The 26,721-nt window shown below is 57.0% G+C and carries 25 protein-coding genes; 9 read left to right on the top strand and 16 right to left on the bottom strand.

The genetic code is table 11. The features are described 5' to 3' along the window. The 3 genes from B597_RS45390 to B597_RS45380 form a co-directional block, all read right to left on the bottom strand. The coding region (locus B597_RS45390) for an efflux RND transporter permease subunit (RefSeq protein WP_024162560.1) at nucleotides 1-1,412 on the bottom strand (1,412 nt) is incomplete at its 3' end. Nucleotides 1,413-1,414: 2 nt separating this feature from the next. Continuing rightward, nucleotides 1,415-3,052 (bottom strand): efflux RND transporter periplasmic adaptor subunit, encoded by a 1,638-nt coding sequence (locus tag B597_RS45385; RefSeq protein WP_003296206.1) that lies wholly within the window; start codon nucleotides 3,050-3,052, stop codon nucleotides 1,415-1,417. Beyond that, nucleotides 3,049-4,335: a TolC family protein gene (locus B597_RS45380; RefSeq protein ID WP_003296208.1), complete on the bottom strand. Its 1,287-nt coding sequence runs from the start codon at nucleotides 4,333-4,335 to the stop codon at nucleotides 3,049-3,051. The genes B597_RS45385 and B597_RS45380 overlap by 4 nt, the downstream gene beginning before the upstream one ends. A gap of 619 nt (nucleotides 4,336-4,954) precedes the next feature. Between B597_RS45380 and B597_RS0223890 the strand changes: the two genes are divergently transcribed. From B597_RS0223890 to B597_RS45360, 5 genes are all read left to right on the top strand, one after another. Continuing rightward, nucleotides 4,955-5,377, top strand: a complete 423-nt coding sequence (locus B597_RS0223890; RefSeq protein WP_169918116.1) for a hypothetical protein — start codon at nucleotides 4,955-4,957, stop codon at nucleotides 5,375-5,377. Nucleotides 5,378-5,508: 131 nt separating this feature from the next. Next, complete coding sequence (locus B597_RS45375) at nucleotides 5,509-7,494, top strand: 2Fe-2S iron-sulfur cluster-binding protein (protein ID WP_226925016.1); 1,986 nt, start codon at nucleotides 5,509-5,511, stop codon at nucleotides 7,492-7,494. Next, a complete protein-coding gene (locus B597_RS45370) occupies nucleotides 7,495-8,184 on the top strand; it encodes a hypothetical protein (protein WP_003292130.1) in 690 nt (229 codons plus the stop codon). Next, nucleotides 8,181-8,666, top strand: a complete 486-nt coding sequence (locus tag B597_RS47790; RefSeq protein WP_226925015.1) for a cytochrome c3 family protein — start codon at nucleotides 8,181-8,183, stop codon at nucleotides 8,664-8,666. The genes B597_RS45370 and B597_RS47790 overlap by 4 nt, the downstream gene beginning before the upstream one ends. Before the next feature lie 328 nt (nucleotides 8,667-8,994). Beyond that, nucleotides 8,995-9,330, top strand: coding sequence for a DUF1622 domain-containing protein (locus B597_RS45360; protein WP_024162557.1), 336 nt, complete (start codon nucleotides 8,995-8,997; stop codon nucleotides 9,328-9,330). A 233-nt stretch (nucleotides 9,331-9,563) separates the two neighbouring features. Here the strand turns inward: B597_RS45360 and B597_RS45355 are convergent, their stop codons facing one another. The 3 genes from B597_RS45355 to B597_RS47210 all read right to left on the bottom strand — a co-directional run bounded on the left by B597_RS45355 (nucleotide 9,564) and on the right by B597_RS47210 (nucleotide 11,728). Beyond that, complete coding sequence (locus B597_RS45355; RefSeq protein ID WP_003292133.1) at nucleotides 9,564-9,893, bottom strand: DUF2790 domain-containing protein; 330 nt, start codon at nucleotides 9,891-9,893, stop codon at nucleotides 9,564-9,566. Between the two features lie 1,010 nt (nucleotides 9,894-10,903). Beyond that, a complete protein-coding gene (locus tag B597_RS47215) occupies nucleotides 10,904-11,239 on the bottom strand; it encodes a hypothetical protein (RefSeq protein WP_152028209.1) in 336 nt (111 codons plus the stop codon). Nucleotides 11,240-11,434: 195 nt separating this feature from the next. Further along, nucleotides 11,435-11,728, bottom strand: a complete 294-nt coding sequence (locus B597_RS47210) for a hypothetical protein (protein ID WP_011914423.1) — start codon at nucleotides 11,726-11,728, stop codon at nucleotides 11,435-11,437. 604 nt (nucleotides 11,729-12,332) lie between these two features. On the opposite strand from B597_RS47210, the gene B597_RS45350 reads away from it, so the two are divergent. Continuing rightward, nucleotides 12,333-12,788: a DUF305 domain-containing protein gene (locus B597_RS45350; RefSeq protein WP_003292136.1), complete on the top strand. Its 456-nt coding sequence runs from the start codon at nucleotides 12,333-12,335 to the stop codon at nucleotides 12,786-12,788. A 201-nt stretch (nucleotides 12,789-12,989) separates the two neighbouring features. Here B597_RS45350 and B597_RS46765 read toward each other — a convergent pair whose 3' ends face one another. The 9 genes from B597_RS46765 to B597_RS46760 form a co-directional block, all read right to left on the bottom strand. Further along, nucleotides 12,990-13,802: a c-type cytochrome gene (locus B597_RS46765; RefSeq protein ID WP_003292137.1), complete on the bottom strand. Its 813-nt coding sequence runs from the start codon at nucleotides 13,800-13,802 to the stop codon at nucleotides 12,990-12,992. Between the two features lie 8 nt (nucleotides 13,803-13,810). After that, nucleotides 13,811-14,971, bottom strand: coding sequence for a copper resistance protein B (locus B597_RS45340; protein WP_003292138.1), 1,161 nt, complete (start codon nucleotides 14,969-14,971; stop codon nucleotides 13,811-13,813). Beyond that, the gene (locus tag B597_RS45335) at nucleotides 14,961-15,272 is read right to left on the bottom strand and encodes a hypothetical protein (protein ID WP_003292139.1); all 312 of its coding nucleotides are present in this window, start codon (nucleotides 15,270-15,272) and stop codon (nucleotides 14,961-14,963) included. Before B597_RS45335 ends, B597_RS45340 begins: the two co-directional genes overlap by 11 nt. A gap of 12 nt (nucleotides 15,273-15,284) precedes the next feature. Next, nucleotides 15,285-17,066 carry a copper resistance system multicopper oxidase gene (locus B597_RS45330; protein ID WP_014597614.1) on the bottom strand — a complete coding sequence of 594 codons (1,782 nt, stop codon included), beginning with the start codon at nucleotides 17,064-17,066 and terminating at the stop codon, nucleotides 15,285-15,287. Between the two features lie 645 nt (nucleotides 17,067-17,711). Then, a complete protein-coding gene (locus B597_RS45325; RefSeq protein WP_003292141.1) occupies nucleotides 17,712-19,475 on the bottom strand; it encodes a protein-disulfide reductase DsbD in 1,764 nt (587 codons plus the stop codon). A 182-nt stretch (nucleotides 19,476-19,657) separates the two neighbouring features. After that, complete coding sequence (locus B597_RS45320) at nucleotides 19,658-20,098, bottom strand: DUF411 domain-containing protein (RefSeq protein ID WP_014597615.1); 441 nt, start codon at nucleotides 20,096-20,098, stop codon at nucleotides 19,658-19,660. A 26-nt stretch (nucleotides 20,099-20,124) separates the two neighbouring features. Next, a complete protein-coding gene (locus B597_RS45315) occupies nucleotides 20,125-20,397 on the bottom strand; it encodes a heavy-metal-associated domain-containing protein (protein ID WP_003292143.1) in 273 nt (90 codons plus the stop codon). 73 nt (nucleotides 20,398-20,470) lie between these two features. Continuing rightward, complete coding sequence (locus B597_RS45310) at nucleotides 20,471-22,825, bottom strand: heavy metal translocating P-type ATPase (RefSeq protein WP_011914430.1); 2,355 nt, start codon at nucleotides 22,823-22,825, stop codon at nucleotides 20,471-20,473. A gap of 5 nt (nucleotides 22,826-22,830) precedes the next feature. Then, on the bottom strand, nucleotides 22,831-23,001 hold the full coding sequence (locus tag B597_RS46760; RefSeq protein ID WP_080505060.1) for a DUF2933 domain-containing protein: 171 nt from the start codon (nucleotides 22,999-23,001) through the stop codon (nucleotides 22,831-22,833). Between the two features lie 585 nt (nucleotides 23,002-23,586). Here B597_RS46760 and B597_RS45305 point away from each other — a divergent pair. The 3 genes from B597_RS45305 to B597_RS46755 all read left to right on the top strand — a co-directional run bounded on the left by B597_RS45305 (nucleotide 23,587) and on the right by B597_RS46755 (nucleotide 26,155). Then, nucleotides 23,587-24,264, top strand: a complete 678-nt coding sequence (locus B597_RS45305; RefSeq protein WP_003292145.1) for a heavy metal response regulator transcription factor — start codon at nucleotides 23,587-23,589, stop codon at nucleotides 24,262-24,264. Beyond that, entirely contained in the window at nucleotides 24,261-25,640 is a 1,380-nt protein-coding gene (locus tag B597_RS45300; protein ID WP_031323825.1) for a heavy metal sensor histidine kinase, read from the top strand. The genes B597_RS45305 and B597_RS45300 overlap by 4 nt, the downstream gene beginning before the upstream one ends. Nucleotides 25,641-25,825: 185 nt before the next feature. After that, nucleotides 25,826-26,155, top strand: a complete 330-nt coding sequence (locus tag B597_RS46755; protein ID WP_024162553.1) for a four-helix bundle copper-binding protein — start codon at nucleotides 25,826-25,828, stop codon at nucleotides 26,153-26,155. Between the two features lie 219 nt (nucleotides 26,156-26,374). Here the strand turns inward: B597_RS46755 and B597_RS47205 are convergent, their stop codons facing one another. Further along, complete coding sequence (locus B597_RS47205; protein WP_085987739.1) at nucleotides 26,375-26,674, bottom strand: hypothetical protein; 300 nt, start codon at nucleotides 26,672-26,674, stop codon at nucleotides 26,375-26,377. Nucleotides 26,675-26,721: the final 47 nt, after the last annotated feature.

Raw genomic sequence — 26,721 nt, 5'->3', positions numbered from 1 at the left:
ATGGTGAGCGCCAGCGGCGAGAACATCCTCCCCTCCTGCGACTCCAGCGTGAACACCGGTAGGAAGGAGACTGTGATGATCAGCAGCGAGAAGAACAGCGCAGGGCCTACCTCCCGACAGGCCTCGATTATAATATGTACACGCGGCTTCTCCGGCGGCGCTCGCTCCAGGTGCTTGTGGGCGTTCTCGATCATCACAATAGCTGCGTCCACCATCGCACCGATGGCGATCGCGATGCCGCCCAAACTCATGATGTTGGAGTTGAGCCCTAGCCAGCGCATGGCGATGAAGGACATTAGGATGCCAATCGGCAGCATGAGGATGGCCACCAGCGCACTGCGCACGTGCAGAAGAAACACAACGCACACCAGCGCAACGATGATCGACTCTTCAAGAAGCGTGAACTTGAGATTGTCGACAGCGCGCTGGATAAGATCCGAGCGGTCGTACACCGTCTCGATATTCACTCCTTCCGGCAGGCCGGGACGGATCTCCTCTATTTTGGCCTCAAGATTGTCGATCACGGACATAGCATTCTCACCGTAGCGGGCAACGGCGATGCCGCCGACCACCTCACCCTCTCCATCGAGCTCAACGACGCCGCGACGCTCGTCCGGGCCGAGTTCGACGCGAGCTACATCACGCAGCAGAACCGGAATTCCGCGTGAAGCTTTCAGCACCAGTTTCTCGATGTCCTCTGCACCGCGCAGGTAGCCACGACCGCGCACCATGTACTCGGTCTCGCTCATCTCTACGATGCGGCCACCGACGTCGGCATTGCTGGTACGGATGACTTCAGATATCCGGCTCAACGGGATGTCATAGGCCTGAAGCTTCTGCGGGTCAACGGTGACCTGGTACTGCTGGACAAAGCCTCCGATGCTCGCAATCTCGGATATGCCTTCGGCCTTGGTGAGCTGATAGCGCACGAACCAGTCTTGCAGGGTGCGTAGCTCAGCAAGGGTATGACGTGTGCTGGTCAAGGCGTATTGGTAGACCCAGCCCACACCTGTGGCATCTGGCCCTAACGCGGGTGTCACCCCCGCTGGCAGGTTCTTCGAAGCGAAGTTGAGGTACTCCAGCACCCGCGAGCGGGCCCAATAGATGTCGGTACCGTCCTCGAAGATGACATAGACGAAGGAGGCACCGAAAAACGAGAAGCCTCGCACCACCTTGGAGTTGGGCACCGATAGCAGCGCCGTGGTAAGCGGATAGGTGACCTGATCCTCTACCACCTGCGGGGCCTGCCCAGGATATTCGGTGTACACAATCACCTGCACGTCGGATAGGTCCGGCAGTGCGTCCAGTGGGGTTTTCATTACCGCGTAGATGCCGGCGCCGATGATAATCAGCGTGGCGAGCAACACAAGGAAGACGTTGCGCACCGACCATTCAATGATTTTGGCAAGCATGCTTAATGCCCTCCATGGGAATGGCCGCCGTCCGGCATCACATGATCTGGGTGACTCCCAGACTCAGCGTCGCTACCGTGGCCCGCATCCACCTCACCCGCCGGCTTATGAAGCTCGTTGCTCTCGTAACTGCCGCTATCACTGTGATCGTCGTGTCCAGCATGACGATGAAGTGCATCGGCATTGCCTGGCGCGGCGGGACCGTCAGGCCCGACGGCGGCTCCATGGGCATGGGGATCCACTTCTGCAGTCGAAGCCGACTTCCCACTCATGCCGCTTAGCGCTGCCTTTAGGTTGCTCTCGGCGTCTATCAGGAAGTTGGCGCGCGTGACTACTGACTCGCCCTCCCCCAGCCCTTCCAACACCTCAAGGTAGCCGTCGGCACGCCTGCCTGTGCGCAGTTCGCGCGGCTCAAAGCGACCTTCGCCCAGGGCAACCAGCGCAATCCGGCGAGTACCGCTGTCGATTACCGCCGAGTCAGGCACTGCGAGCACCGGCGCCTGCTCACCTGCTGCGAGCTGAGCGGTGCCGAACATAGCCGGCTTAAGCAGGCCGTCGGGATTGGTTAGCTCGATGCGAACCCTGGCGGTGCGAGTCTCCGGCGACAGATCGGGATAAACGAAGGTTACCTCGCCCCTAAAGCGCCGGTCGGGATAGGCGCTTACCGTAAGCTGCGCCTTCTGCCCAAGCTGAACTAACGCCAGATCCTGCTCGAAAACCTCAGCGATAAGCCAGACGGTATCGAGATCCGCGATTCGGTAGAGGGCATCCCCTGGCTGAAAGCGCATACCTTCAACCGATGGCTTATCCAATACCACGCCATCCACGGGCGCGGCGATCGTCAAAGTGCGAGTTACCTTGCCAGTACGACGCAACCGTTCAAGCTGTGCTTCCCCGATATCCCAATTGCGTAGCCGCTCAAGGGCAGAATAGGAGAGGGAGGCGAGCCCCTTTTGCGCGGCCGCGCTGCCGCCGGCAAGACTTTGCTGCCCGGCATTGGCGATCAGGAACTCCTGCTGCGCCGACACCAGCTCGGGGCTGTAGACCTCCATAAGTGGCTGGCCTTTGCGAACCGGCTCACCGGTCGTGTTGACGTAGAGCTTTTCGATCCAACCCTCAAACTTGGGCGCCAAGGTGTATTGGCCGCGCTCGTCGACCTGCACCGTACCGACTGCACGCACTGTACGGGTGAGCACGCGGCGCTCAACTGGCGAAGACAGTACACCCAGCAACTGCACCTTCTCAGGGCTGATTACAACGGTGTTTCCCGATTCATCACCCTCATAAACGGGGATGTACTCCATACCCATGGAGTCCTTCTTCGGCACCGGGGAGGTGTCCGGCAGTCCCATGGGATTGCGGTAGTACAGGATCTTGCGCTCGCCCTGCGCGGCAGCAGGCCCCTTGTCGGCGTAGACCGGGATGTAGTCCATCCCCATCGGATCCTTCTTGGGCACTGGCGACGTGTCGGGCAGCCCCATGGGGTTGCGGTAGTACAGAACCTTGCGCTCTTGTGGGGCGGTGCTTCCAGCTACCTCCGAGGAGCCTGTCCTTTGCGCCACCATGTAGCCACCACCGAAGCCGGCGATAGCCGTCGCAAGGGCGAGCGCACCTGCGCCGAAAATCATGATGCGATTCATAGTTCTGCTCCGACAAGACGTTCCAATTCCACCACTTGGACTCGTTGCTCCAGCGCCAGCGAGAGCAGCGACAGCCTCAGCTGGCGAATCTGTCGCTGGGCATCAAGCAAGGTCGCGAAATCGACGTTGCCGGTCTGATAGCTGGCGAGCGCCGATTGATAGGTGAGCTCCGCCTGCGGCAGGAGCGTTCTGTCAATCAGTTCGTGCTGTCGAAAGGCTGTCTCCAACGCCGACCACGCTTCACCTACGCTGCCCGCGAGACGGCTGTTGACCGCCTCGCGACGAGCCTCGGCGGCGTAGCGCAAGGAAACGGCCTCGCGCTGCTCTGCGCTGCGGCGTTTGCCCCACAGCGGGATATTCATCTCCAGCATCAACTCGAACTCTTCGGCCCGGTTACCCATCTGGACGACGGCAGTGCCGACGGTGATATCCGGAATCCAGTTTCGGCTGGCAAGCGCCTCAGCACGCTGGGCCTCTTGAATTCGTGCATTGAGCTCAGCCAGTTGAGGATTGCCACCGAAGATACGAGCCTGCAGCTCAGCCAAGGTCGGCACTGATGCAGGCAGAGCAGGCCAACCGGCGGGCTCCGCCAGCGGCGAGTTCGCAGGGCGCGCCAAGATGCCGTTCAACCGCGCCGCCGTGCCCCGTCGGTCGCGTTCCAGCGTCAGCAGCTCGCTCTGCAGACTGGTGTGCTCGGTCTGAGCCTTGATCACGTCCTGTTGCGGCGCAAGCCCCACTCTGTAGCGAGCTTGGGCAATACTCTCAAGCTCATCCACCAGCGCCCGCAGCTCCTCGGTGACCTGGATGGCTGCGTGGGCATACTGGTATTCGTTGAAGGCAAGCTTGACGAGACTCCTGAGCTCGACTCGGCTCAGGCGCTCGCGGGCCGCTGCCTGCTCGGCGCCCGCCTCTGCGATCTCGCGAGCAAGCCCCCGCTTGCCGCCAATAGGAAAAGTCTGACGGAACGCGTAACGTGTGCTGCCAACGCCGCTGGGCGATAGGCTCGGGTCGTCGCGGGCGATGCCCATTTCCTCAAAAGTGAGCATCGGGTCCGGGAGCGCACCGGCTACATCGGGACGCTCCCAGGCGGCCTGCCTCTCATGCCCGACAGCCCGGAGCTCTGGGCTCTGCCGTTCAAGCAGGTCTAGCAGCGGAGGCAACGTGGCGCCAAGCTCGGCTGACCCTGGCGAAGCCTGCGCGCCGCTGCTCAGAGCAAGGCCTAGGATGACGGGTGCTAGCAGCCCCCAACTGCGGACGGGCAGCGGCTGAACGATCCAGTTCATAGAATCTCCTTACTGCAGTGCCGGTCCCGTTGATTGCAGCAACGACAACTAGAATATTCGAGGACTTCGGCTTGCGCACCACGCCAGTCATGAGCGGAGAGCGGAAACGGGTGTGCCGACCAGGCGCGATATTTGATCAAGTCATTCATCATGTTTAACTCCGAAGCACGCAAATTTCGGCACAAGGGAAAGCTTGGACCCGTTTATGAGCGAGCTATTGTTTGGCTTTATTGCAGATCAGACCTGTCGTTCATATAACCTAAACTTTACATTTATGTCAGTTACCTAAACTAACATATTTTCAGCGTACTACTCGCAAAACACCTGCTATCTCCGCCGCCGCAAACCACAAATAACCTGCTACCTCCTCTTCAAAATCAATACAACTATTTCACCAACAAACGTGAAAATGTAATGCACAAGTAAGGTTTACGACAGCTTCTTCTCCGTAGGCTATTAGTAATAGTCTGATCTGTAAGGTAGTTTTTCCTACGCCCACAGCCAAAGTCAGAAAAACAACCATTAGGAGGTTGTCATGAGACCGCACCGACGCACACCCCTCGCTCCAATTTGCTTCGTGGGAATACTCCTCGCTGGGACGACGCTCGCTGATGACGACATGCACAACAAGAACGCCATGCCTAGCCCAATTGGACAGCAGCCCACCAGCACGCCATCGGCGCACGCTACCGATCCGAAGTCCTCTGCTCCTCAGAATACGCTTGCAACGCCCGATGCCATGGCCACGCACATGGAGGAGATGGCAGCCATGATGCGCCAAAAGGGGCAAGCCATGGAGGCCATGGGCCGACAGATGCAGGAAGGCAGCATGCAGATGCATCAACAGGCCATGGCGATGAAGACTGGCGACGCCTCTGCGCATCAGGGCATGGACATGTCTGCCACGATGCAGCACATGCAGCAGATGAATGAGGACATGAAGCACTGCGAGATGCAGATGCAGAGGGTTGACGCCACCATGCAGAAGATGGATTCGAGCATGGGTGGCGGTATGGCTAAGAAGAAGATGGGCCACATGTAGCGGAGGCCGGCGCGGTGCTAACGGAAGACTTCGTACGGTGGAAGCGAGTCGCCGCTGCAGCCACGCTGGCGATGCTGCTAGCTCCCGGAACTGCTGGCGCTCAGTCGGCTGCTGATCTACACGCAGCTTATTTGCAAGGCAAGGTCGGCTACACCACGGCTGCGCAGCTGGTCGCTGCCGGCACGGCATCTGCCCAGGGCGGCGGCTCGATGGGTGGTGTGCCGATGGGCACCACGCCGGCGGCTGGCGTGCCGATGGGCGACGACGATCACGCCGCGCATCACAAGGCCGGAAGCATGGCGGTACCGCAGCCGGCGCCAGCCGATGACACGCCGGTGCAAAGCAGCAGTTCGATGAACGCCACACCGCCGGCTGATGCATCGTCCGGCGATGACGAACACGCCGCGCATCACCCGGACGCGACTGCCAGCATGCCGGCTTCGAGTGATGAATCGATGGGCGGTTCCATGGCCGGCATGATGGAGGACATGATGCGCGGCTGCCGCGGAGACGAGTGCGGTCGGGATCGGCGCCTCAACAAGCTGCTGTATCCGCAGCTGATGGCGCTGCCGGATCTACCGCCGGAGCGGCGCGCGAGCGTTGAGCAACTCGCCCACCACCGGATGCACGAAGGGATCCAACTACTGGCGTCCCTGTCGTCGGAGGCGTCGCACGCGGTCCAGCGCAACGACTACGACGGCCTGCAGGAAGTATCTGATCGCATGCGCGTAGCCTGGGGCGAATTCGACAGCGGCCTGTCGGCCTACCGCGCACTGGCCGAAGGACAAGCGCCGCGGGGGATCGCGCTGGCGTGGTTCCGGCGCGAGATGAACCTGACCGATCCCCTGACCACGGCCCCGGCGCACGGCGTCTTCGGCCTGTCGGGCTTCCACTACTTCACGATGGCGTTGCTGCTGGCCTTTGCGCTGCTGGCCGCCTGGATGTACGTGGCGCGAACCCGACGCACGAATGCGGTCCTCGCCACGTTGCGCACCGGGGCGCCGGCCCCCGCGGCGTCCGTGTCTCCGGGCGTGCCGGCCGAGGGCGAGCCGCAGGCACGCGCACCCGTGTCCACCATGGGCGGCTGGGTGGGCAAGCTGCGGGTCGCACGCGTCTTCCAGGAGACGCCCAAGGTCAAGACGTTTCGGCTGGCGCCAGTGGAGGGCGTGGGTGCGCTGCCGTTCGAGTTCGAGCCCGGCCAGTTCCTCACGCTTTCGGTGCATTCAGGCGGGAACCAGGTCAAGCGCTCGTATTCGATCGCTTCATCGCCATGCTGCCACGGCTGGTGCGACCTGACGGTCAAGCACGAAAGCGGCGGCATCGTCTCGGGTTACCTGCACGAGCAGGTGAAGGAAGGCGATCTCCTCGATGCGTCCGGCCCCTACGGCCGCTTCACCTTCCGCGGCGTCGAGTCCGACAGTGTCGTGTTCCTGGGCGGCGGCGTCGGCATCACGCCGCTGATGAGTTCCATCCGCTACCTGACCGACCAGAGCTGGAACGGCCGGATCGACCTCGTCTACGCCTGCAAGGACCTGGAAAGCGTGATCTTCCGCGACGAGCTGAACCAACTCGCCCGCCGGCATCCGAACCTGCATGTGTCCATCGTGCTGAGCGACGAGTCATCGGCGGCATGGACCGGCCCGCGTGGGTTCATCACCGCCGAACTGCTGGGGCTGATTCCGCAGATCCGTTCGCGCCGCATCCACTTGTGCGGTCCGTCGGTGATGATGGACGCGGTCCGCAACGAACTGGGCAAGCTGGGCATCGACCTGGCGTCGGTTCATTCCGAGCTGTTCCTGAGCCCCTCCAGGACAGTGCCTCCCGGCCTGGAGGTGTCGGCGGGCGACACGGCGACGGCCGTCACCTGCAGCTTCGAGCGGTCCGGAAAAAAGGCGTCGCTGGCGGCCGGCCAGACCGTTCTCGAGGCCGCCGAAGAGGTCGGCGTTCCGATCGAATATGCCTGCCGGCAGGGTTACTGCGGCCTCTGCAAGATCAAGCTGCTGTCGGGCGAGGTCACCATGGACGTGGACGACGGTCTGACGCCACTCGATCGTTCCTCGGGCGTGATCCTGGCCTGCCAGGCGAAAGCGTCGGCCGATATCTCGGTGGATGCGTAGATGCGCAACCAGGATCGCATCATCGCGACGATCATCTTCTCGATGCTGGTGGTCCTGTGGCTGGGTTTCCTGGTGCACCGCTCTTCCTTCTTCGCCGGAAGCCTCCTGGGTGGCGTGTTCGGCGTCGTAGGCGCGGCGTTCATGCTCGTCCCGCTCACCTACACCGTAATCAAGCGCAGCGCTACGCTGCGCCGCGCATTCACCAGGAAGCATGGCTTCGGCGCATTGCTGCAGGCGCACGTCTATTTCGGCTTGGTAGGCGCGCTGTTGGCCATCCTCCATAGCGGGCACAAGTTCCAGAGTGCGCTCGGCGTCGCGCTGACGGCATCGATGCTGCTGAGCGTGCTCACTGGGTTCATCGGCCAGCATTACCTGCGCTACGTCGCGGAGAACATCCGCGAGAAGAAGGCGCAGATCGACGGGCTGTGGCGCCTTCTGGATGGGCAGTACTGGGCCTACGCGCAAGGACCAACAGCGGGCGTTGCCGGTACGCCCAAGGCCAGCGCCGAACTGCTGCCACTGGCATCCGCCGCCGCCGATCTGCAGTACTCGATCCAGTTCCAGGAGCGGGTGCGCAGGCTGTTCAACGCCTGGCTGTCGGCACACATCGCGTTCTCGATCATCTTCTATCTTCTGCTGGCGTTGCATATCTGGGCTGGCATCTACTTCGGGTTGCGGTGGTTCAGATGAGTCGAAAGGGAAAGATCCTCGCCGCGCTGCTCGCGGTCCTGGCGCCGGTGTCGGCAGTCGCACTGTGGACATACCTTCCGCAAATGCAGCGCGCCGCGACGTGGCAGAACATGGCCTCTCCGGGCCCCCTGTCCAGCGCACATGCGTTTCTCAAAGAGGACTGTGCGGCGTGCCACACGCCGGTGAAGGGCGTGGAGGACGCGACTTGCGTGGCCTGCCATGCAAACGAGACCGTCCTGGTCCAGCGACAACCGACGGCATTCCATGCCGACATCGCCGGCTCGAACAACTGCGTGGCCTGCCACAAGGAACACGACGCCGGCCGCAGCCTGCGTGGTATGGACCATGCGGCTTTGACCGACATCATCGTGCGATGGCTCGATCGGGCCCCGGAGGGTCATGAGGGGGCGGTGCTGCTCGCGCACCTCAAGGCACACGGCCCGAGGCGCTGCCGGGCAACCTCTCGCTTGCCAACGGCATGACTTACAAGGAGACGCTGCTGGACTGTGCGAGCTGCCACAAGACCACCGACCCGCACGTCCAGGTCTTCGGAAACGACTGCGCGACATGCCACGGCACGACCACATGGTCGATTGCCGAGTACCGGCATCCACCGCCGAGTTCCACCGAGTGCGGCCAGTGCCACCTCGCGCCGCTCAGCCACTACAAGGAGCACTTCGGAATGATGTCCAAGCCGATAGCGGGTGTCAGGAATGCGGAACCTGAGCAGTGCTATCTCTGCCACCAGACCACCTCATGGAACGATATTCGGGGAATAGGCATCTATGACCACCATTGACGGGTGTTTCTATGAACCTTGAGGCACCTCATGCAGCGATTGAGATCGCGGTGATCGGGTTCGAGATTGCAGGGGTGCTCGCTATAACTTTCGGAAGTTTCATAGCGCTCTATCGCTTTTTTTTCAATTACAAAGGGGCCGCATTGACGGATCGCTCCCGGTCATTACGGCAAGATATTGGCGGCGCGATTGTGCTAGGACTAGAATTCCTCGTTGCTGCCGATGTCATACGAACGGTTGTAATTGAGCCCTCGCTACGAAACGTTGCAGTACTTGGTTTGATAGTATTTGTCCGAACATTTCTCAGCTACACGCTCCATATGGAAAATAAAAGCCGCGAGTCGTAGACACCCCTCGCGGCTATGTATGTACTACTAAGCACATCGCTCAGCTGGGCAGTTTCCCCAGACGGCCCCATGCCAGTACCCGCACCGATTCGCCATAAAAACGGCAAGGCTAGTAACGATTGTATTGCTGAAATGCTTATGACCACCGCCGCACCAGGAGCATGTCTCGGGCTGCGACTACCGCCTCGGACTCTTACGTTTATGCAGGCTTCGATGGGTCGATAGGTGGTGTCTTATCTCCGACAGTTCGTTCCGGCGACCCGATACTCAACAATCGCCAAATCACCCTTAGAGTCCTCATAGGTAATTTGGGCCGGCATCACATCGTTGCAGGTCATATCGGTTCGCGTGGTACGAATTACCTTGGCGATGTCCAACTTCATCCCATAACGATAATGGACAACTTCGGGAGGCTTCTTTCCGACAGAAGTAGCGTACTCCCGCATAGTATTTTCGTTCGCGCGTATCATTTCGCCATACTCGCGATCTGAGCTACCCTCTGCCAAGGATAATGAGCTCACGCTCATAAAAAACACTGCTGCCGTAATCTTGAAAGCTTTCATAACCAGCTCCTAACTTAACGTGTGTGATGAAATTATAAGAGCGGCAAGCTGTTACTCATATGACACGGTAATTACACTGGTGTTATGAATCAAATTACCCAAGGATTAAGTGGGGCCGGTAGCATTCGAGCAAGCATAGCCATCCCGATTAATTGGCTCAGTTACCTAGCGGCCACACCATATGAAAATCATTCAGCCGTTGAGCTGGGGGTCGCAGGCGCTCAAGTTTTAAATTTGAGAGGCCCATCCACGCAGCGCTTCTGGCTAGGACGGGCCGACGGGTGACAGGCGCCCCTCGGCTCTTGATGAAGGGGCATAGAACTGGCACTGCCGGAGCAGAGAACAGCATCGGCATCGACCAGGGGCGTATTCTCGATATGCGCCGCATCAGACTTTCCCGGCTCAAAGCTGGGATACTGACCGCTGCGATCTCAGACCAAAAGATGGGTCTCGTCGATCACATGCATCGCTTTGCGTGACGTCCGCGTTTGCAAGCTACCCGCGGCAATTATCGGTGCCTTTTGGAAGACATCACGAGGAAGACCACATACTGCTCGACAATGACAGACTCAACTTGGTAATAGCCTATGTAGGAGGCGATAGCGGCGCGGCCATAAGGGGCGGCATTCAGAATGGCAATGGAGCTTCAAAACGCTGCGTATCGTCACACTTTTGGTCAGGGCCTCATATTCGCGGCAGAGAACGCGATCGCGATCGGCGGCATATCAGAGCGGACTGGTGGTTTTCCACAGCGACTGTAGTGATTTCGTAGCAGCACCACTGGGTCCCCCACAGACATTCGCTCAACTGGTGAAGTAGACGCCAACTGAATGTAAAAATTGTATGTGCTGTGGAAAAATTAAATCACTCGCTCATGTTGCTTTGAGCTGAGCCGAGAAGGCCGACTCAGCCCATTGTTGCATGACACGCTGTCAGGATCCTCCTCCCGTGTAAGGAGACGTTATGATCCGGCTTACCCCTGTGGCAGCTACTCAGAAATAACTTTCTTGTCATTTATTACCATGTGAGCGGTTGTTTATTTTGGCTGGCATTCCGCGGAACTCTACCGCGTGAAGTCGCCCGTCTGGAGTACGAATTTTTATTTCATATGGCCTAACATTTCCCTTAAGTGTGTTATTTATAGCTTTATCATCCGAACGCTCTTTATTCATAGGGGCCACACTCACCACCTCGCCGCGCTTCAGCAGATCCAGCATTACTTGGTGACCATCCCCAACAGTGTGATCGTGCCGCATAGCACTTTCTTGTTCCGTGCCGGCGACGGCTGCGAAAGCTGCCGAAATTAGCGAAATCGTCACCAGTGCTTTACTAATTTGGTTCATCATTTATCCCTCTTCCCCGATTTGCGTTTAAAAAACTATTGCTCGCTTTCTGTCTCAAACATCCCAAGTATAAACTGCACGTCTAGGGATCCCTTAGCAAAGGGAAGCCTAAGCATCGATGATTGTTGCAGGGTAAGTGCTGATACCTGCAACAACCATAATCGTATTAATATCGCGGAGGTGTCCGTTAAAGTGGTATCAGCCGTTTTTAACGCCTACTGGGGCACCGAGAAATTCGACCGAATGGACGACTCCGTCAGGGGTTTTAATTTTAATCTCATACGTTCTTACATCACTTCCGGACACTGGTGAATTACCCATTGGGGTCACGCTTAGCACTTGCCCGGTTTTTAGCAGATTGACCATCACTTCATGACCATCGCCAACAGTATGGTCGTGTCTCATGGGTTGATCGCCTTTATTTGCAGCGATGAGAAAAGGAGATGTAGCGGTTAGAACAAGGGCGATAACGAGCTTTTGCATGCTTTTCATTGTGCTTTCCTCAGTGTTGGGGCCTGATTTGAGTGTGGCGGGTGAATACTTACGGGATGCTGTCCCTAAAATTACATTGGCGTAACCTCAGTGACAGCCAACAAACGTTCAGCTCCTGCGCTTTGGAAACTGGAAACAGGTCTGAACGACCTGATCTTCCACAAATCGCAATTACTGGTTACCGCAAGGATCTCGATGTCGCCCCTTACCCCTTAAAGGCTTACCTCTTCTATATTCGACAGCGAATATCGAGGAGACATCCACAGTTCGACAGGTCGTACAGCGTCACCAGGCGCGCCGTGTTCCTCACCAAATCACGGAAGCGCGTCACGCAGCCAGACTGGCGCATGGTCACTTCGACTTGGAGCAGCGCTGCGCAAACCCGAGAGCGAGTAAACTTGGTGCAGATTACATTTTTGTAAGCTTTTTAAAAAAATCGAAACCTCACAGCCTCCCGGCTTGTCCGTTCTTAGGTAACACCGAGGGCTGATTATCAAATCTGAGCTCTCACAGTATTAGTAACGCAACTGCCCGGCATGATCGAAAAATACGCAGACTTTAGTCAATGCAATACTGTGGCAGCACATCACCAAGAGGAGTTGATATGAAAATGTCTTATTGGCGTTTCGCTGCGATGGTGGCCACATCAACCGTCATCATGTACGGCGTTATGTATTTGAATACTTACGCTTTTGAGCATGTTCTATGGAGTGAGACCCGTGCTTGGATGGCGTTAGTAATGGGAGCTGTCATGGCGATAGTCATGCTCGCCTTCATGCTCAATATGTACAAGAAAAAGCCCATGAACATAGCGATATTCGCCGGCGGAGCAGCTTCCTTTGCTATTGCCCTGTGGCTTGTTCGTAGCCAGGCAACTGTCGACGATACGGACTATATGAAGGCCATGATTCCTCACCATTCCATAGCCATCATGACAAGTGAGCGCGCTCAGATTTCAGACCCGCGCGTTCGCAAGCTGGCAGATCAAATCATTGAGGCTCAGCGCCGAGAGATCTCTGAGATGAAGTTCCTGATCAATGATCTAGAGAGGGCTAACTGAAAAAACGTATCGAGCAACTTTCTCGCCCCGGCCCGTTTTTCCTTCAAGCGTCACGCGATCCCGACGAGGTCATTGCGCTTGTTGAGTTCGCTGACCTGAGCGGCCAGCACACGAACTAACCCGCGATGACGGCGGTGTAGCAAGACGCTCGTCGCGGTAAAAGCTCAACTACTGCTTGACCACCAAACGTGCCCGTTGCTTTTAGCTGTCATGTACGTGCTCTTTGCCATCCGCATGAGTGTGAGCGTTGGACGCCGGCTCGGCATGATGGTCGCTGGCGCTACTGCCTTTCGTGCTGGAGTTACTTCCACCATGGTGATCATCGCCGTTACTGCTCGAAGAATGGTGATCGGCCTCTGGAGCTGAGCCGCCGTGGTGGTCTGCAGCCGCTATACCGCGACGTCCAGACTCTCCTCCAGCGGCAGCATTGCCATGATGGTCAGAATTGCTGCCATCCAAGCTTTCATGATTGTGCGTCTGGCTCTCACCGCCACCATGCTGGTGACCGCCACTCGCAGCGACGAGCGCTTGGTATTGCGTAGCGTCGATCTTGGGCAACTGGCTGATGAAGGCAACCATGCCCCAGATATATTCGTCGCCCATACTCTTACCCCAGGCCGGCATGCCTGTTGCTTTGATTCCATGCTTAATGACCCAGAAGGCGGATGCAGGGCCTGCGTCAATGCCGATCTTGGCCAGGTTAGGCGGGGCTGGATACAGCGCCTGACTCAGCTCTGTTTGTTCGACACCGGGCGCCAGATGGCACCCAACGCACATGGCGTTGTAGTTCCCGGCCCCGCCACGAATGAGAGCCTCGTCATCTAGATTGGGAATCTCAATGTCCTTGGACCGCGCTTCGATAGAGCGATCACGCGCCATTGAAAGGAACGCATGCACGGCTGGGTAATGAGGATCGTCAGCACCAACGTTGATCAAGCCGGAATAGGCTCCGGCTAATATTGCTGCACTACCGACAGCGCCTGCTACCAACAGGGTTGTAATTGTTTTTTTCATATCAGGCTCTAAAACCACATTCGAATGCCGGCGACAAAGCGCGCCTCTTCAACATCTTCTCCTTCGTCGCGCAGCATGTCTGCGGTATTACCGTATGAGCGACTCCAAGAAATCCCGATGTAGGGCGCAAACTCGCGAACGATTTCGTAGCGCAGGCGCAAACCCAGTTCGGTATTCGCCAGGCCCGAGCCCACTCCTCTTTCAGAATCATTCTTACCGTAGAAATTGGCTTCCGCAGTTGGCTGGAGGATCAGCCGATTGGTAAGCAAGATGTCATAGTCGCCCTCAAGACGCGCCGCAGTCTGGCCGTTTTCGCCGACGAAGGCTGTGGCCTCGGCTTCAAAAGCGTAAAGCGCCATGCCTTGCACACCAAAGGCAGCCCAGGTCTGTGGAGACTCGGGTTTGAAGTCTTGGCGAACGCCAGCAACGACGTCCCACCAGGGGCCGACCGAGCGCCCATACAACAGCTGCAGCTCGGCATCCTCGGTTACGCCGTTAGTACGCTCTCCCTCGGAACGAAACCAGACCCGATTGATATCGCCTCCCACCCAGCCTGAGGCATCCCAGGCCAGGGTGCTGCCCTCATCAGCGTCCTGATATTCAAGCTGATCGAGCAGAAAGAAGCTGTTGATGCCGCTATCGTGCACTGTGTGTCCAGGCAGAGGCGCGAAGGCCGCTTGGCGATCAGCATCCGTGAGGACGGGGATCGGTGTACGACTGGTGGTTCTCGGGGTATCAGCGGAGCTATGGTTCATTTGGGAGTGATCCATGTTGCTGTGATCCATCCCTTTCATTTGCTCTTGCATGGCGCCGTGGCCCATCTTGCTATGGTCCATAGCCGCAGCTTTACTCTGATTTTGGCCATGGTTCATCTGGGAGTGATCCATACTGCCCATCTGGCCTTGCATGGCCTCATGATTCATCTTGCTGTGGTCCATAGCAGGAGTCCCATCCTGCGAATTCTGGCCCTCGGGCATCTGGCTATGATCCATGCCCCCCATCTGCACCTGAGCAGCCCCGTGGTTCATCTTGCTATGGTCCATCGGCATGGAGCCGTGATCCATAGTCGAGTGATCCATCTCTTCTGCGGCAAAGGTAAAGCCGCTACTCAGTGCGCTCATTGACACCGCCAGCGCAATGAGCGATGGACGTGAAAGCTTAATGGTCATGGTTCGAATCTGCCTCGGCATGGTCGCTGCCATGCTCACCGGTCATTTTTTGGTGGTCCATGCCGTCATGGTCCATCGAGCCGTGATTCATCGAGCCGTGATCCATTTGCTGATTGGCGGGGCCCTGGCCTCGCACCTGAGGAGGCTGCTTCTCACTTGCAGCTTTGGAAGAGTCAACGGCGTGCCGTCCGTGATCGCTGTGATTTTCTTCGGCCAGCGACACTGGGATATACAGGGCAGCCAAAAGGCTCAACATTGCGGCACTGCAGAACAGGTGGTTTCGTTTCGGGGTATTGCTCATTAGATATCTCCTTTACTCATCCACACGAACTTCACGGAACATGCCCATTTCCATGTGGAGCAGCAGGTGGCAGTGATAGGCCCAGCGCCCTAGCGCATCTGCGGTTACGCGATAGCTGCGCTTCGAGCCTGGTGGTACATCAATGGTGTGTTTGCGAACTAGGAAGTTGCCGTTCTCATCCTCCAGATCGCTCCACATGCCATGAAGGTGGATGGGGTGGGTCATCATGGTGTCGTTGACTAAGGTGATACGAACACGCTCGCCATACTTCAATCGCAACGGCTCCGCATCAGAGAACTCAATGCCATCGAATGACCAAGAGAATTTCTCCATGTGACCTGTGAGGTGCAACTCGATGGTACGGCTCGGCTCGCGCCCATCCGGATCGAGGAAGGTGCTGTGCAGATCTGAGTAAGTCAGCACACGGCGACCGTTGTTGCGAAGCCCGATTCCCGGGTCATTCAGCTTGGGAGTTGGCGTCATGGTCTGCATGTCGACCAGAGGGTTATTGGTTTCGGAGGCCGGATGGGGCTGCATCGCTCCACCCATGCCTGCCATCGCTGAATGATCCATGCCAGCCATGCTGTCGTGGTCCATACCTGCCATCTTGCTATGATCCATGCCTGCCATGCCGCCCTGCATGGAGCCATGATCCATTCCCTCCATGCTGCCGTGATCCATTCCCATATCGCTCATGGAGATCAACGGGCGAGGATCAACTTCAGGAACAGGCGCGCTCAGCCCTTCGCGAACGGCCAGGGTGCCGCGTGAATAGCCAGTGCGGTCCATGGACTGCGCGAAGATGGTGTAGGCCTGCTCGCTATCGGGCTCGACTATTACATCGAAGGTTTCGGCCGCAGTAATACGGAACTCATCGACGCTAACAGGTTTGACGTACTGCCCATCGGCCGCCACCACCGTCATCTTTAGACCGGGGATGCGGACATCGAAATAGGTCATGGCCGATGCATTGATGAAGCGCAGACGGATTTTCTCACCCGGCTTGAAAATACCAGTCCAGTTGTTATCCGGCGCCTGGCCATTCATCAAGTAGGTGTAGGTATAGCCACTGACATCGGCAAGATCAGTCGGGCTCATTTTCATCTCGGCCCACATCTTCCGATCAGCGATCGCTGCGGACCACCCCATCTCGCTCACGTCATCGACGAAGTCGCCGACAGTACGTTTGTGGAAGTTGTAGTAATCCGATTGCTTTTTGAGCTTGGCCAGAACCCGTTCCGGATCTTCGTCAGTCCAGTCACTTAGTAGCACGACGTAGTCACGGTCGTAGCTGAACGGCTCCGGCTCTTTGGCATCGATCACCAGAGCACCATAGACGCCAGCCTGCTCCTGCAGTCCCGAGTGACTGTGGTACCAATAGGTGCCGTTCTGGTTAACCTTGAATTTGTACTCATACATGCCATCGGGGGCGATGCCGTGGAAACTCAGGCCAGGTACGCCATCCATGTTCGCCGGCAGGATGATGCCGTGCCAGTGAATCGAGGTATCTTCCTGCAGACGATTACGAACGCGCAGAGTCACGGTATCGCCTTCCCGCCACCGCAGGGTCGGCCCCGGAAGTGAGCCATTGATGGTCATCGCGGTACGAGCCGCGCCAGTAATATTTACCGGGGTTTCACCGATGAACAGATCAAAATCGGTACCGGCCAGCACGTTGGCCTGACCGGGACTGGTCACGGCCCAGACCGGCATACGCCACATGCCTAAGCCGCCGAGAATACTGGTGGCGGCTAGCCCCTTGATGAAAGTGCGCCTTGTGGTTTTGCTTTGCATCCCGTTATGTCCATTAATCAGATGAGCCGGTGGTGAGCAATCCGGTCTCGGGTTCGTTGACTGCCCCACTATCGAGATTCCACCTTCAACCTTTCCCACTGTTGTGTGAACTCGTTCCAGCGAGCAGCGCCTCTTCAGCAGTTGGTAAGCTCAGCTTATTTGGCGTCGCAATTTGCAACAGGCGCCTCGGCTTATGCTGCTTGGAGGCGACAGATTCTCAAACCGCCACTCAGGTGCCCCATATGCCAACTGACACATTCGCCCCTGCCAAGTCGGAGTACTCGGCAACGCATGAAAACAGGGGCATTGTTCGATCCCCCTCGAAATACCCGTTAATTCGGTTTCCGTTTGAACGGAGTGCTTTGTTCTTCAGGCACGACGCCAACTTAACCGCGGCATCCTGTCACAGGCCTTAGCGAAACATTACAGTTCTGTCAGGTTCTAGTTTTTCTGACTGTTAAGTTCCGGTGTGGCTGTTCAACAAATGGCTGACTTCAGCCGTCACGGATTTTGAAAGTGGAGCATCGGTAAAAACGATCAAGTCATCTGCCCACGTCTTAGCTTTCAGCCGCCGCAAGTACATGCTGCGGCGGGCTGCGATCTGCCAGCTGACGTCGACTTCCGGGAGCGACCAGGTTGCATGCTTTACATTCGGTCGTCGGCTTGACGCAGTCGTTCCAGAAAACTCTCGGCGTCGGTTTCACCAACCGTGCGAAGGTCCTGCCACTCATCACCACTGGGGGCAAACAATTGCAGTGCCGGCGGGCCAAACAGCTGGTAGCGATCAAGCAGCGCGCGTTGCTCGGCATCGCTACGCGTCATATCGAAGCGCACCAGCCGGTAATCAGCCAGCTGTTCGCGCACAGAGGACACTTCGAGTACTTCTCGTTCGATTACTTTGCAACTGATGCACCAGTCGGCGTACCAGTCCAGCAGCAAAGGTTGGCCGGCAGTTTTCGCTGACAACAGTGCCGCATCCAGGGCTGCTGGGGTGTCCAGGGTCTGCCAGCCGACGGTTGCGCCGATTTGAGGCAAGCCTTGGGCGTCCAGGCGACCCAGTGGGCGCAGCGGGTCGGTTTGACCTTGCAAAGCGCCCACCCAACTGCTGATGCCGTAAACCAGCAAGGCCACACCAAGCAACTGGGCAAGCTTCTGCTTGCCGGGCTTAGGAATAAATTCCAGGGCGCCCAGCCACAACGCAGTGCCAACCGCCAACAGGCCCCACAAGGCCAGCGTCACGGGAGCTGGTAACACACGCTCCAGCAGCCATACAGAGACACCCAGCAACATCAGACCGAAAACCTTGCGTACGCCGACCATCCAGGTCCCGGACTTGGGCAACAAGGCGGCGCCACCAGTGGCGAACAACACCAACGGCGCCCCCATGCCCAGACCCAGCGAAAACAGCTTCAGCCCGCCGCCCAGGGCATCGCCGGTGGCGCTGATGTACAGCAGCGCACCGACCAGTGGTGCTGTCACGCAGGGTGATACAAGCAGGCTTGACAGCACGCCTAGCGTTGCGGCCCCTATCATTGAACCCCCGCGGGTTCGGCTGGCCAGGCGATCCATTCGTTCGGTAATAAAGCGCGGCATACGCAACTCGAACACCCCGAACATGGCCAGGGCAAATACCGAAAAGAACAGCGCAAAGGGCACCAGTAGCCACGGTGACTGCAGGCGCGCCTGCAGGTTGAGGCCAGCTCCGAACATGCCCATCAGCGCTCCGAGCAGTGCGAAGCAGGCAGCCATGGGAAGTACGTAGGCAAGCGACAGGCGAAAACCTCGTAGCCCACCGAGTTGTCCACGCAGCACTACGCCGGAAAGGATGGGCAGCATCGGCAGCACGCAGGGAGTGAAAGTCAGCCCCAAACCGGCCAGAAAGAACAGTGCCAGACTTCCCCAGTCCAAGGTCGTTTCCGGTTGCGCAGGCGATACCGGGGGCGAGTTACCGATCTGAAAAGTGCGCATTTCAGGTGGGTAGCACAGTCCCAGATCGGCGCAGCCCTGGTAGCTCACCTGCAGGGTGAACGGCCTGTTCTGAGGGTTATCAATCGGTAGTTCTAAGTCCGTAATGCCGTAGAACACCTCGACATCGCCGAAATACTCATCGGTTTTCGGTTCGGCTGCAGGCCATTGCGGGGTGCCGATTGTTACTTGCGGATGGTCGCTGTTGAAGGCGAAACGATGTTTGTAGAGGTAATAGCCATCGGCATTTATGAACCGCAGGCGAATACTGTCGGTGTCGGCTTCTATCAGATCAAGGCCAAAGGCCAGATCCACCGGCAGGAAGTCCTGGCTGTTATTCAGGGGGGCGTTGAACAGGGCCGGCTGTGAGCGAGGCAGATCAAAAATCCCAGCACTGACCGGCAGTGGGATCAGTAAAAGCAGGCACAGCAAAAGGCGGAACATGGGTATCTCGCGGAACAAGAGTTAACGAAAGGCTCCGGACATAATTCCGCCTCGCAAGTCAGGAAACTGTCCTGAGCAAGCGAGCCGGACGGGGTGATCGCTGCGATCATCCAGTGATCACCCCCGCGTTCTCTTTGCTGCCACCCGCCTGGGAAAGCCGGTCAGCGGCACGGAGCCTGAATTTACGGGTACTTGGCGAGGACCTCATCCTGCCCTGAACGGGTAAGCCCGATTACCTCGTAGGCATGTTTGGCATCACCGTGCTCCATACCGGGCGATCCAGCCGGCATGCCGGGCACGGCAATACCTAGCAGGTCGGAACGCTTGCGCAATTCGAGTATCTGCGCCACCGGCACGTGGCCTTCAACGAACTTGCCGTTGATCACACCGGTGTGACAGGACGCCAGACGCGGCTCCACTCCTAGGTCTTGCTTCACCGAACGCATGTTGCGTTCAACATGGTCGCGGACCGCAAAGCCGTTGTCCTCCAGATAGGAGATCCAGTCCTTGCAGCAACCACAGTTGGCGTCTCGGTGTACATCGATGATCAAGGGTTCAGCGGCATGGATCGCCCCACTTACCAGCAGCGCCGCAAGGGCTGATATACGCAGTTTTCTAGACATATAAGAACCTTGTTTGCCTCTCGTTTTCAGTTGCAGCCGCAGCCACCGCTGCCACCGCAACCCGTCTTTTTCATGTTGTTCGTCCCGGCTGCCGGACTGGCCAGCTGCGCGGGATATCCCGCATCAGTCAGGGAAGCAATCAGCACTTGGCTGTCGCTCTGGCCGCTAACCCGCACCCTGGCGGCTTGCAAATCGACATCCACCTTGGTGACGCCCTCGACAGTGTTGAGCGCCTCGGTGACATGCTTGACGCACGAGCCGCAGCTCATGCCTTCGACGTTCAGTTCAATGGTGCTCATGAGAATCTCCTGGGAAGTCACCGTAATGGTTGAGCAGATGTTCAACCTTGCCAGAGCGGCAAGGTCAAGCGTTTCAATCGATCGATACCTTGCGCAGCCTCAACGCGTTAAACACCACTGAGGCCGAACTCAGGCTCATCGCCAGCGCGGCGATAATCGGCGACAGCAGCAGGCCGGTCAGCGGGTAGAGCAGGCCTGCGGCCAGCGGGATGCCCAGAGCGTTATAGAGAAAAGCAAAGGTCAGGTTCTGGTGCATATTGCGCACGGTGGCCACTGACAGGCTCCTTGCGCGCAAGATGCCCAGCAGGTCGCCCTTGACCAGCGTGACTTGAGCGCTGTTCATCGCCACGTCGGTGCCGGTGCCCATGGCAATGCCGATATCGGCGCGCGCCAGGGCTGGGGCGTCGTTGATGCCGTCGCCGGCCATGGCCACGCGGTGCCCTTCTTGTTGCAGGGCGGCGGCCAAGCGTTCCTTGTCCTGTGGTTTGACCTCGCCGTGCACCTCTTCGATGCCTAGCTCGCGGGCCACTGCGCGAGCAGTAGTCAGGCCATCACCGGTGGCCATGATCACCCGCACGCCGTCTGCCTGCAGGCGCTCTACCGCCAGTTTCGACGTCGGTTTGATCGGATCAGCCACTGCCAGCAGACCAGCCAGGACGCCGTCCACCGCCAGGAACATGATGCTCACGCCTTCGCCGCGCAACTGTTCGGCCCGCGCACTGAGGGAGCTGGCATCCACGCCGGCATCATTCATCAGCGCGGTGTTGCCCAGTTGCAGGTGGTGGTCATCAACCTGGCCACGTACGCCGATGCCGGAGGCTGATTCGAATGTCTCGGCCGTGCTCAGTGCCAGGCCGTGCGCGCGGGCATGGTCGACGATGGCGTGGGCCAGGGGATGTTCGCTGCCCTGATCGAGGCTCGCTGCCAGGCGCAGCACCTCATCCGGAGTGAAACCAGGCGCCGCCTCTACACTGTGAAAGGCCGGGCGACCTTCAGTCAGGGTGCCCGTCTTGTCGACGATCAGCGTGTCAATCTTGCGCAAATTTTCGATGGCGCCCGCATCGCGGAACAGTACGCCGCTGCCGGCCGCCTTGCCGGTCGCGACCATTACCGACATTGGCGTGGCCAGGCCCAGGGCGCACGGGCAGGCAATGATCAGCACCGCCACCGCGTTGATCAAACCGAAGACCCAGCTCGGCTCCGGACCCCAAAGCCCCCAGACAAGGAAGGTTAGTATGGCGATAGCGATCACCACCATCACAAAGTAACCAGCAATAACATCAGCCAGTCGCTGCATCGGTGCTTTGGAGCGCTGCGCCTGGGCAACCATCTGCACGATCTGCGCAAGCATGGTCGAGCTGCCGACCTTCTGCGCCTGCATCACCAGACTGCCGTGGGCGTTAAGGGTGGCACCGATGAGACTGTCACCGACGTGCTTCATGATCGGCACCGGCTCGCCTGTCAGCATTGACTCGTCCACCGCGCTTTCGCCTTCCAGCACCAGACCGTCGACTGGCACCTTCTCTCCAGGGCGTACGCGTAGCCTATCGCCCGCATGAACATGGGTGAGCGGAATGTCGTCCTCTGTACCGTCGGGATTGATGCGTCGCGCGGTCTTCGGCGCCAGGCCGAGTAGTGACTTGATCGCCGCCGAGGTCTGCGAGCGTGCCTTCAGCTCGAGGAGCTGGCCGAGCAGAGTCAGTGAGATGATCACCGCCGCCGCCTCGAAGTACACGCCGATGCGCCCGTCTTGTACAAAGTCGGCAGGAAACACGCCTGGCGCCAGAGTGGCAACGACGCTGTACAGGTAGGCGGCGGCGGTGCCGAGGCCGATCAGCGTCCACATGTTCGGACTGCGCAGCACGAACGAGCGTACGCAGCGCTCGAAGAATGGCCAGCCAGCCCAAAGCACTACCGGAGTGGTCAGTACGAGCTCGACCCAGTTCTGCGTGGTGCCGTGGAACAGGTTCAGGGAATGCCCACCCATGGCCAGCACGGTGACGATCACCGTCAACGGCAGGGTCCACCAGAAGCGCCGAGAGAAGTCCTTAAGCTCCGGGTTCTCTTCTTCGTCTAGTTCCGGAATGACAGGCTCCAATGCCATACCGCAGATTGGGCAGCTTCCTGGTCCTGCCTGGCGAATCTCCGGATGCATCGGACAGATGTATTCGGTGCTAGGTCCGGACGGCGCTTGAGCTACATCTTGATGCTGCTCATGCGGCCGGCCGCTTGCGAACCGCTGAGGGGCAGCCTGGAATTTCTCCTGACACCTTGCGCTGCAAAAGCGATAAGTCTTTCCTTCGAAGGTCTCGTGATGAGGACTATCTGGCTTGACCGCCATTCCACACACCGGGTCGTACTGTTTACCGTTTTGATCGTGCGAATGGTTAGCCTGATGCCGGTCGTGGTTGCTGGAAGAATTGTGCATGCCATTTACTTCCTATCTTTGTCCTTGGAGACACGGGTGGGATTGGAATGGCCACCATGGTTGTGACCAAACAAATGGAGCAACGGGCAAAGCAGCAAGATTATGTATGGCAGTCCCTGCAAGAGATGACCGTAATGCTCGCGTGCCAAGTAGAAAAAACCGATTATTGCCAGCATTAAGAGCGCTACGCCGGGTCTAGTCTTCCAAAAAGATATTTCATTATTCCGATGAAGATGGCGGTGATACACGGCAGTGACCTCCAGTGCTGGTATTTTTAGTACGTTGCGTCAGCATGAGCCGCTCGTCCCGATAGATATAGCATGCCAACTAAGGAGATTAACGGATCCTCACCTTGCCGACCCTCCTTGCTTGATAGCCGACTGATGGATGTCGCGCCCAATCTAAGCATTGAAAGAAACTCCGTGCAGAGGAATGAATTAATTCACTTCAAGTTCAGAGGTGCGCACACTTAAATTACTATCTGTAAGGCTCGCCCGCCTGATCAGATCATCAAAAAAAAAAGGCGCCGTTGAGGCGCCATTAGGCCAAGGGAGCAATGTGGAAGGCCTGGAAAAACCAGCTGCTAGCATTCTTAGAGTCACTGCTCATATTTTGCTCGAACATAGATTCCGACTTATGTGAAACACTATCACCTCCGCCTGTCAGCGAGCTGATTTGTACGTTACATTTTTGTAAGCTTCTAGATGGCGGCCTCGTTAACCTGCACACTGAGTCGAAACAAACTTTCGGAATCTGCCTGCATGAAATTACTGGTCGCTGAAGACGAACCCAAAACTGGTTCTTACCTGCAACAAGGACTTACCGAAGCTGGATTTACCGTCGACCGGGTCACGACTGGCACAGATGCGCTCCAATATGCGCTGAGTGAGGTTTATGACCTTTTAATCCTTGACGTGATGATGCCAGGGTTAGATGGATGGGAGGTGCTACGCATGGTCAGATCAGCAGGGCACGAAATACCCGTACTGTTCTTGACCGCACGTGATGGCGTGGAAGACCGCGTCAAAGGCCTGGAGCTGGGCGCGGACGACTACCTGATTAAGCCGTTCGCGTTCTCCGAACTTCTGGCAAGGGTCCGGACATTGCTTCGCAGGGGCAGCGGCTCCCCCACCCAAACCACCGTGAAAATTTCAGATCTCGAAGTGGACCTGCTAAAGCGCCGCGCCGTTCGTGCTGGGAAGCGAATTGATCTGACGGCGAAGGAATTTTCACTGCTGGAATTGTTGATGCGCCGACGCGGCGAGGTGCTTCCGAAGTCTCTGATTGCATCTCAGGTATGGGATATGAACTTCGACAGCGACACCAACGTTATCGAGGTCGCGGTACGCCGTCTGCGCGCAAAAGTCGACGACGACTTCGAGCACAAACTGATCCATACCGTGCGTGGCATGGGCTATATGATGGATGCACCGGAGTGAGACTGCGTCACCTTTCGCTGACCGCCCGAATGAGTGTCATGTTCATGTCTGTGGTGGTTGTAGTTCTCACCATAGCTGGGCTGAGCTTCAATTTGCTTAGCCAGCATCACTTCGAAGTGTTGGATCGGCAGGCCTTGGTGGAGAAGCTCGAATCGACCAAGAAAATTTTCAATAACGTACGCAGCAGCGCAAACCTTGCTGAGGAGCTACCGCAGTTGCGAGCTCTGCTAGGTGCCCATCATGATTTAGCGGCGACCATCTTGAGCGAAGATGGCAGAGTGCTCTTTTCTGATCCCAAGACAGTCGACGTCCCGGAAAGCTATAGGGACGCAGAACAGCAGAATATGTGGGAATGGAAATATGCCGGCCGCCTGTATAGAGGATTGACTGCCCGAATCTCGGTAGCAGACCAGCCCGAACCACTTACAGCACTGTTGATTCTTGATGTCACTAACCACGCGCATTTCTTTCAGACTTTGCAGCGTTGGTTCGGCGTTGGATTAAGCGTCAGCGCTCTAATTAGTGCTGCGCTTGGCTGGATGGTAGTTAGAAGCGGTCTCAGGCCTCTGAGGCAAGTTACCCATCTCGCCGCATCGATGTCAGCAAGGTCGTTGCAGGAACGAATGCCGCTTGAACCGATACCGCTTGAGTTACAGCAATTGGTTCTGTCCTTCAATGCGATGTTAGATCGCTTGGAAGATGCCTTTGTTCGGCTTTCCAATTTCTCGGCGGACATTGCTCATGAACTGCGAACCCCTGTTAGCAACCTCATGACCCACACCGAGGTGGTGCTGACCAAAAAGCGGAATATTGATGCTTACGAGGAGAATCTTTACTCCAATCTAGAGGAGTTGAAGCGTATGTCACGCATTATTGACGACATGCTCTTTTTGGCCAAATCCGACAACGGCTTGATTATTCCCGAACAAGCGTCTATCGAACTAGCTGATGTCGTTGCTAAACTGCTTGCGTATTACCACTTAGTGGCTGACGAACGCGATATCCGTCTCTCAGTCTCAGGCGCAGGAAATGTGCTGGGAGATAAATTAATGATTGATAGAGCGGTCTCCAATTTGTTATCCAACGCGCTGCGTTACACCCCGGTAGGGGAAACTATTTCTGTAACGATTCACGAGGCGGAAAGAACGGTAACCCTCAGCGTCGAGAATCCCGGAGGGACGATCGAGCCCGAGCACCTGGACAAGCTCTTTTATCGCTTCTATCGGGTCGATCCTGCCCGGCGCGAGGGTAGTCCAAGCAACGCTGGCCTCGGCTTGGCTATTACCAGATCTATTGTTGAGGCCCATAAAGGCAGAATCTGGTGCACCTCATTAGACGGCGTGACGGGCTTTCACATGGAATTTCCCCGCCAATAATAAAATATCGAATAAAGGTAAATATTTTAAAATCAGCCGCATAGCGATCATAAGGGACCTTACACGATTGTAATGTTAACCATTGGAACGGACGAACTCTGAATATGTCGGATTTATGAGCTGCTAGAGGATCACCTCAGGCCAGCTCAAGACTATACGCTAAAATACGAACTTTGGAGGAAGTCATGACTGAAACAATGTTCAATAGCTGCATTCAAGCTTGTTCTAACTGCGCTCTAGTTTGCGAAGCATGCGCATCTGCCTGTTTACTTGAAGACGACGTACAAACGATGGCCCGTTGCATTGAGCTCGACAGAGATTGTGCTGACATATGTGCTCTGGCAGCCAGACTCATGAGTCGCCAGAGCGAGTTGGCTAAAGAGTTCTGTGCATTGTGTGCAAAAATTTGCCGAGCCTGCGGTGAAGAGTGTGCCAAGCATCAGATGGATCACTGCCAAGAGTGCGCGAAAGCCTGTATGAAGTGCGCTGAGGAATGTGAACGTATGGCTGTATAACCAGCAAGCCGCTTTCCTGCCAAGATGGTATCTTATGGACTTGGTAGGAAAGCGCTTTTATTCAGTGGCAGGACACCTACGCTCTACCCACTGAAATGACGCCTTGGCTTTTATTGTTACTCTTGTGCAAAAAAAAGAATGCCATTTGAAAAATCAGTCATAAGCCAATCGTAACGATCATACAATTGGCTTATATCGTATTAATTCCCTTATAAATAATTAACCGTTATTGATGCCAACTGGCGCGCTACGGAACTCCACTGAGTGGACAACTCCATCAGGAGTACGAATTTTGATTTCGTATGGCTGCGCACGATAGCTTGGCCAGCCTAGAATACTATCTTCGCCCATTGGCGTCACACTTAGTACATCACCGCTTTCAAGAAGAACCTTTAAAGCCTGTCTACCCTCGACTGCAGCATAGTCATGCTGCATCGTTGAGTTTCTATCAACCTCAGCCATTGCGAAGGAGGAACTTACGGCTATGCCAACAGCAAGAACTGCCGCAAATTTTTTCATCGTTAACACCTCTTGGTCATTGATGTTGGATAGTTTAAAGGTGTCAA

Source organism: Stutzerimonas stutzeri KOS6 (genome assembly GCF_000307775.2).
Taxonomy (GTDB): domain Bacteria; phylum Pseudomonadota; class Gammaproteobacteria; order Pseudomonadales; family Pseudomonadaceae; genus Stutzerimonas; species Stutzerimonas stutzeri_B.
Note: the sequence above shows the minus strand (reverse complement) of the source record. Positions and strands in the feature narration are given on the sequence as shown.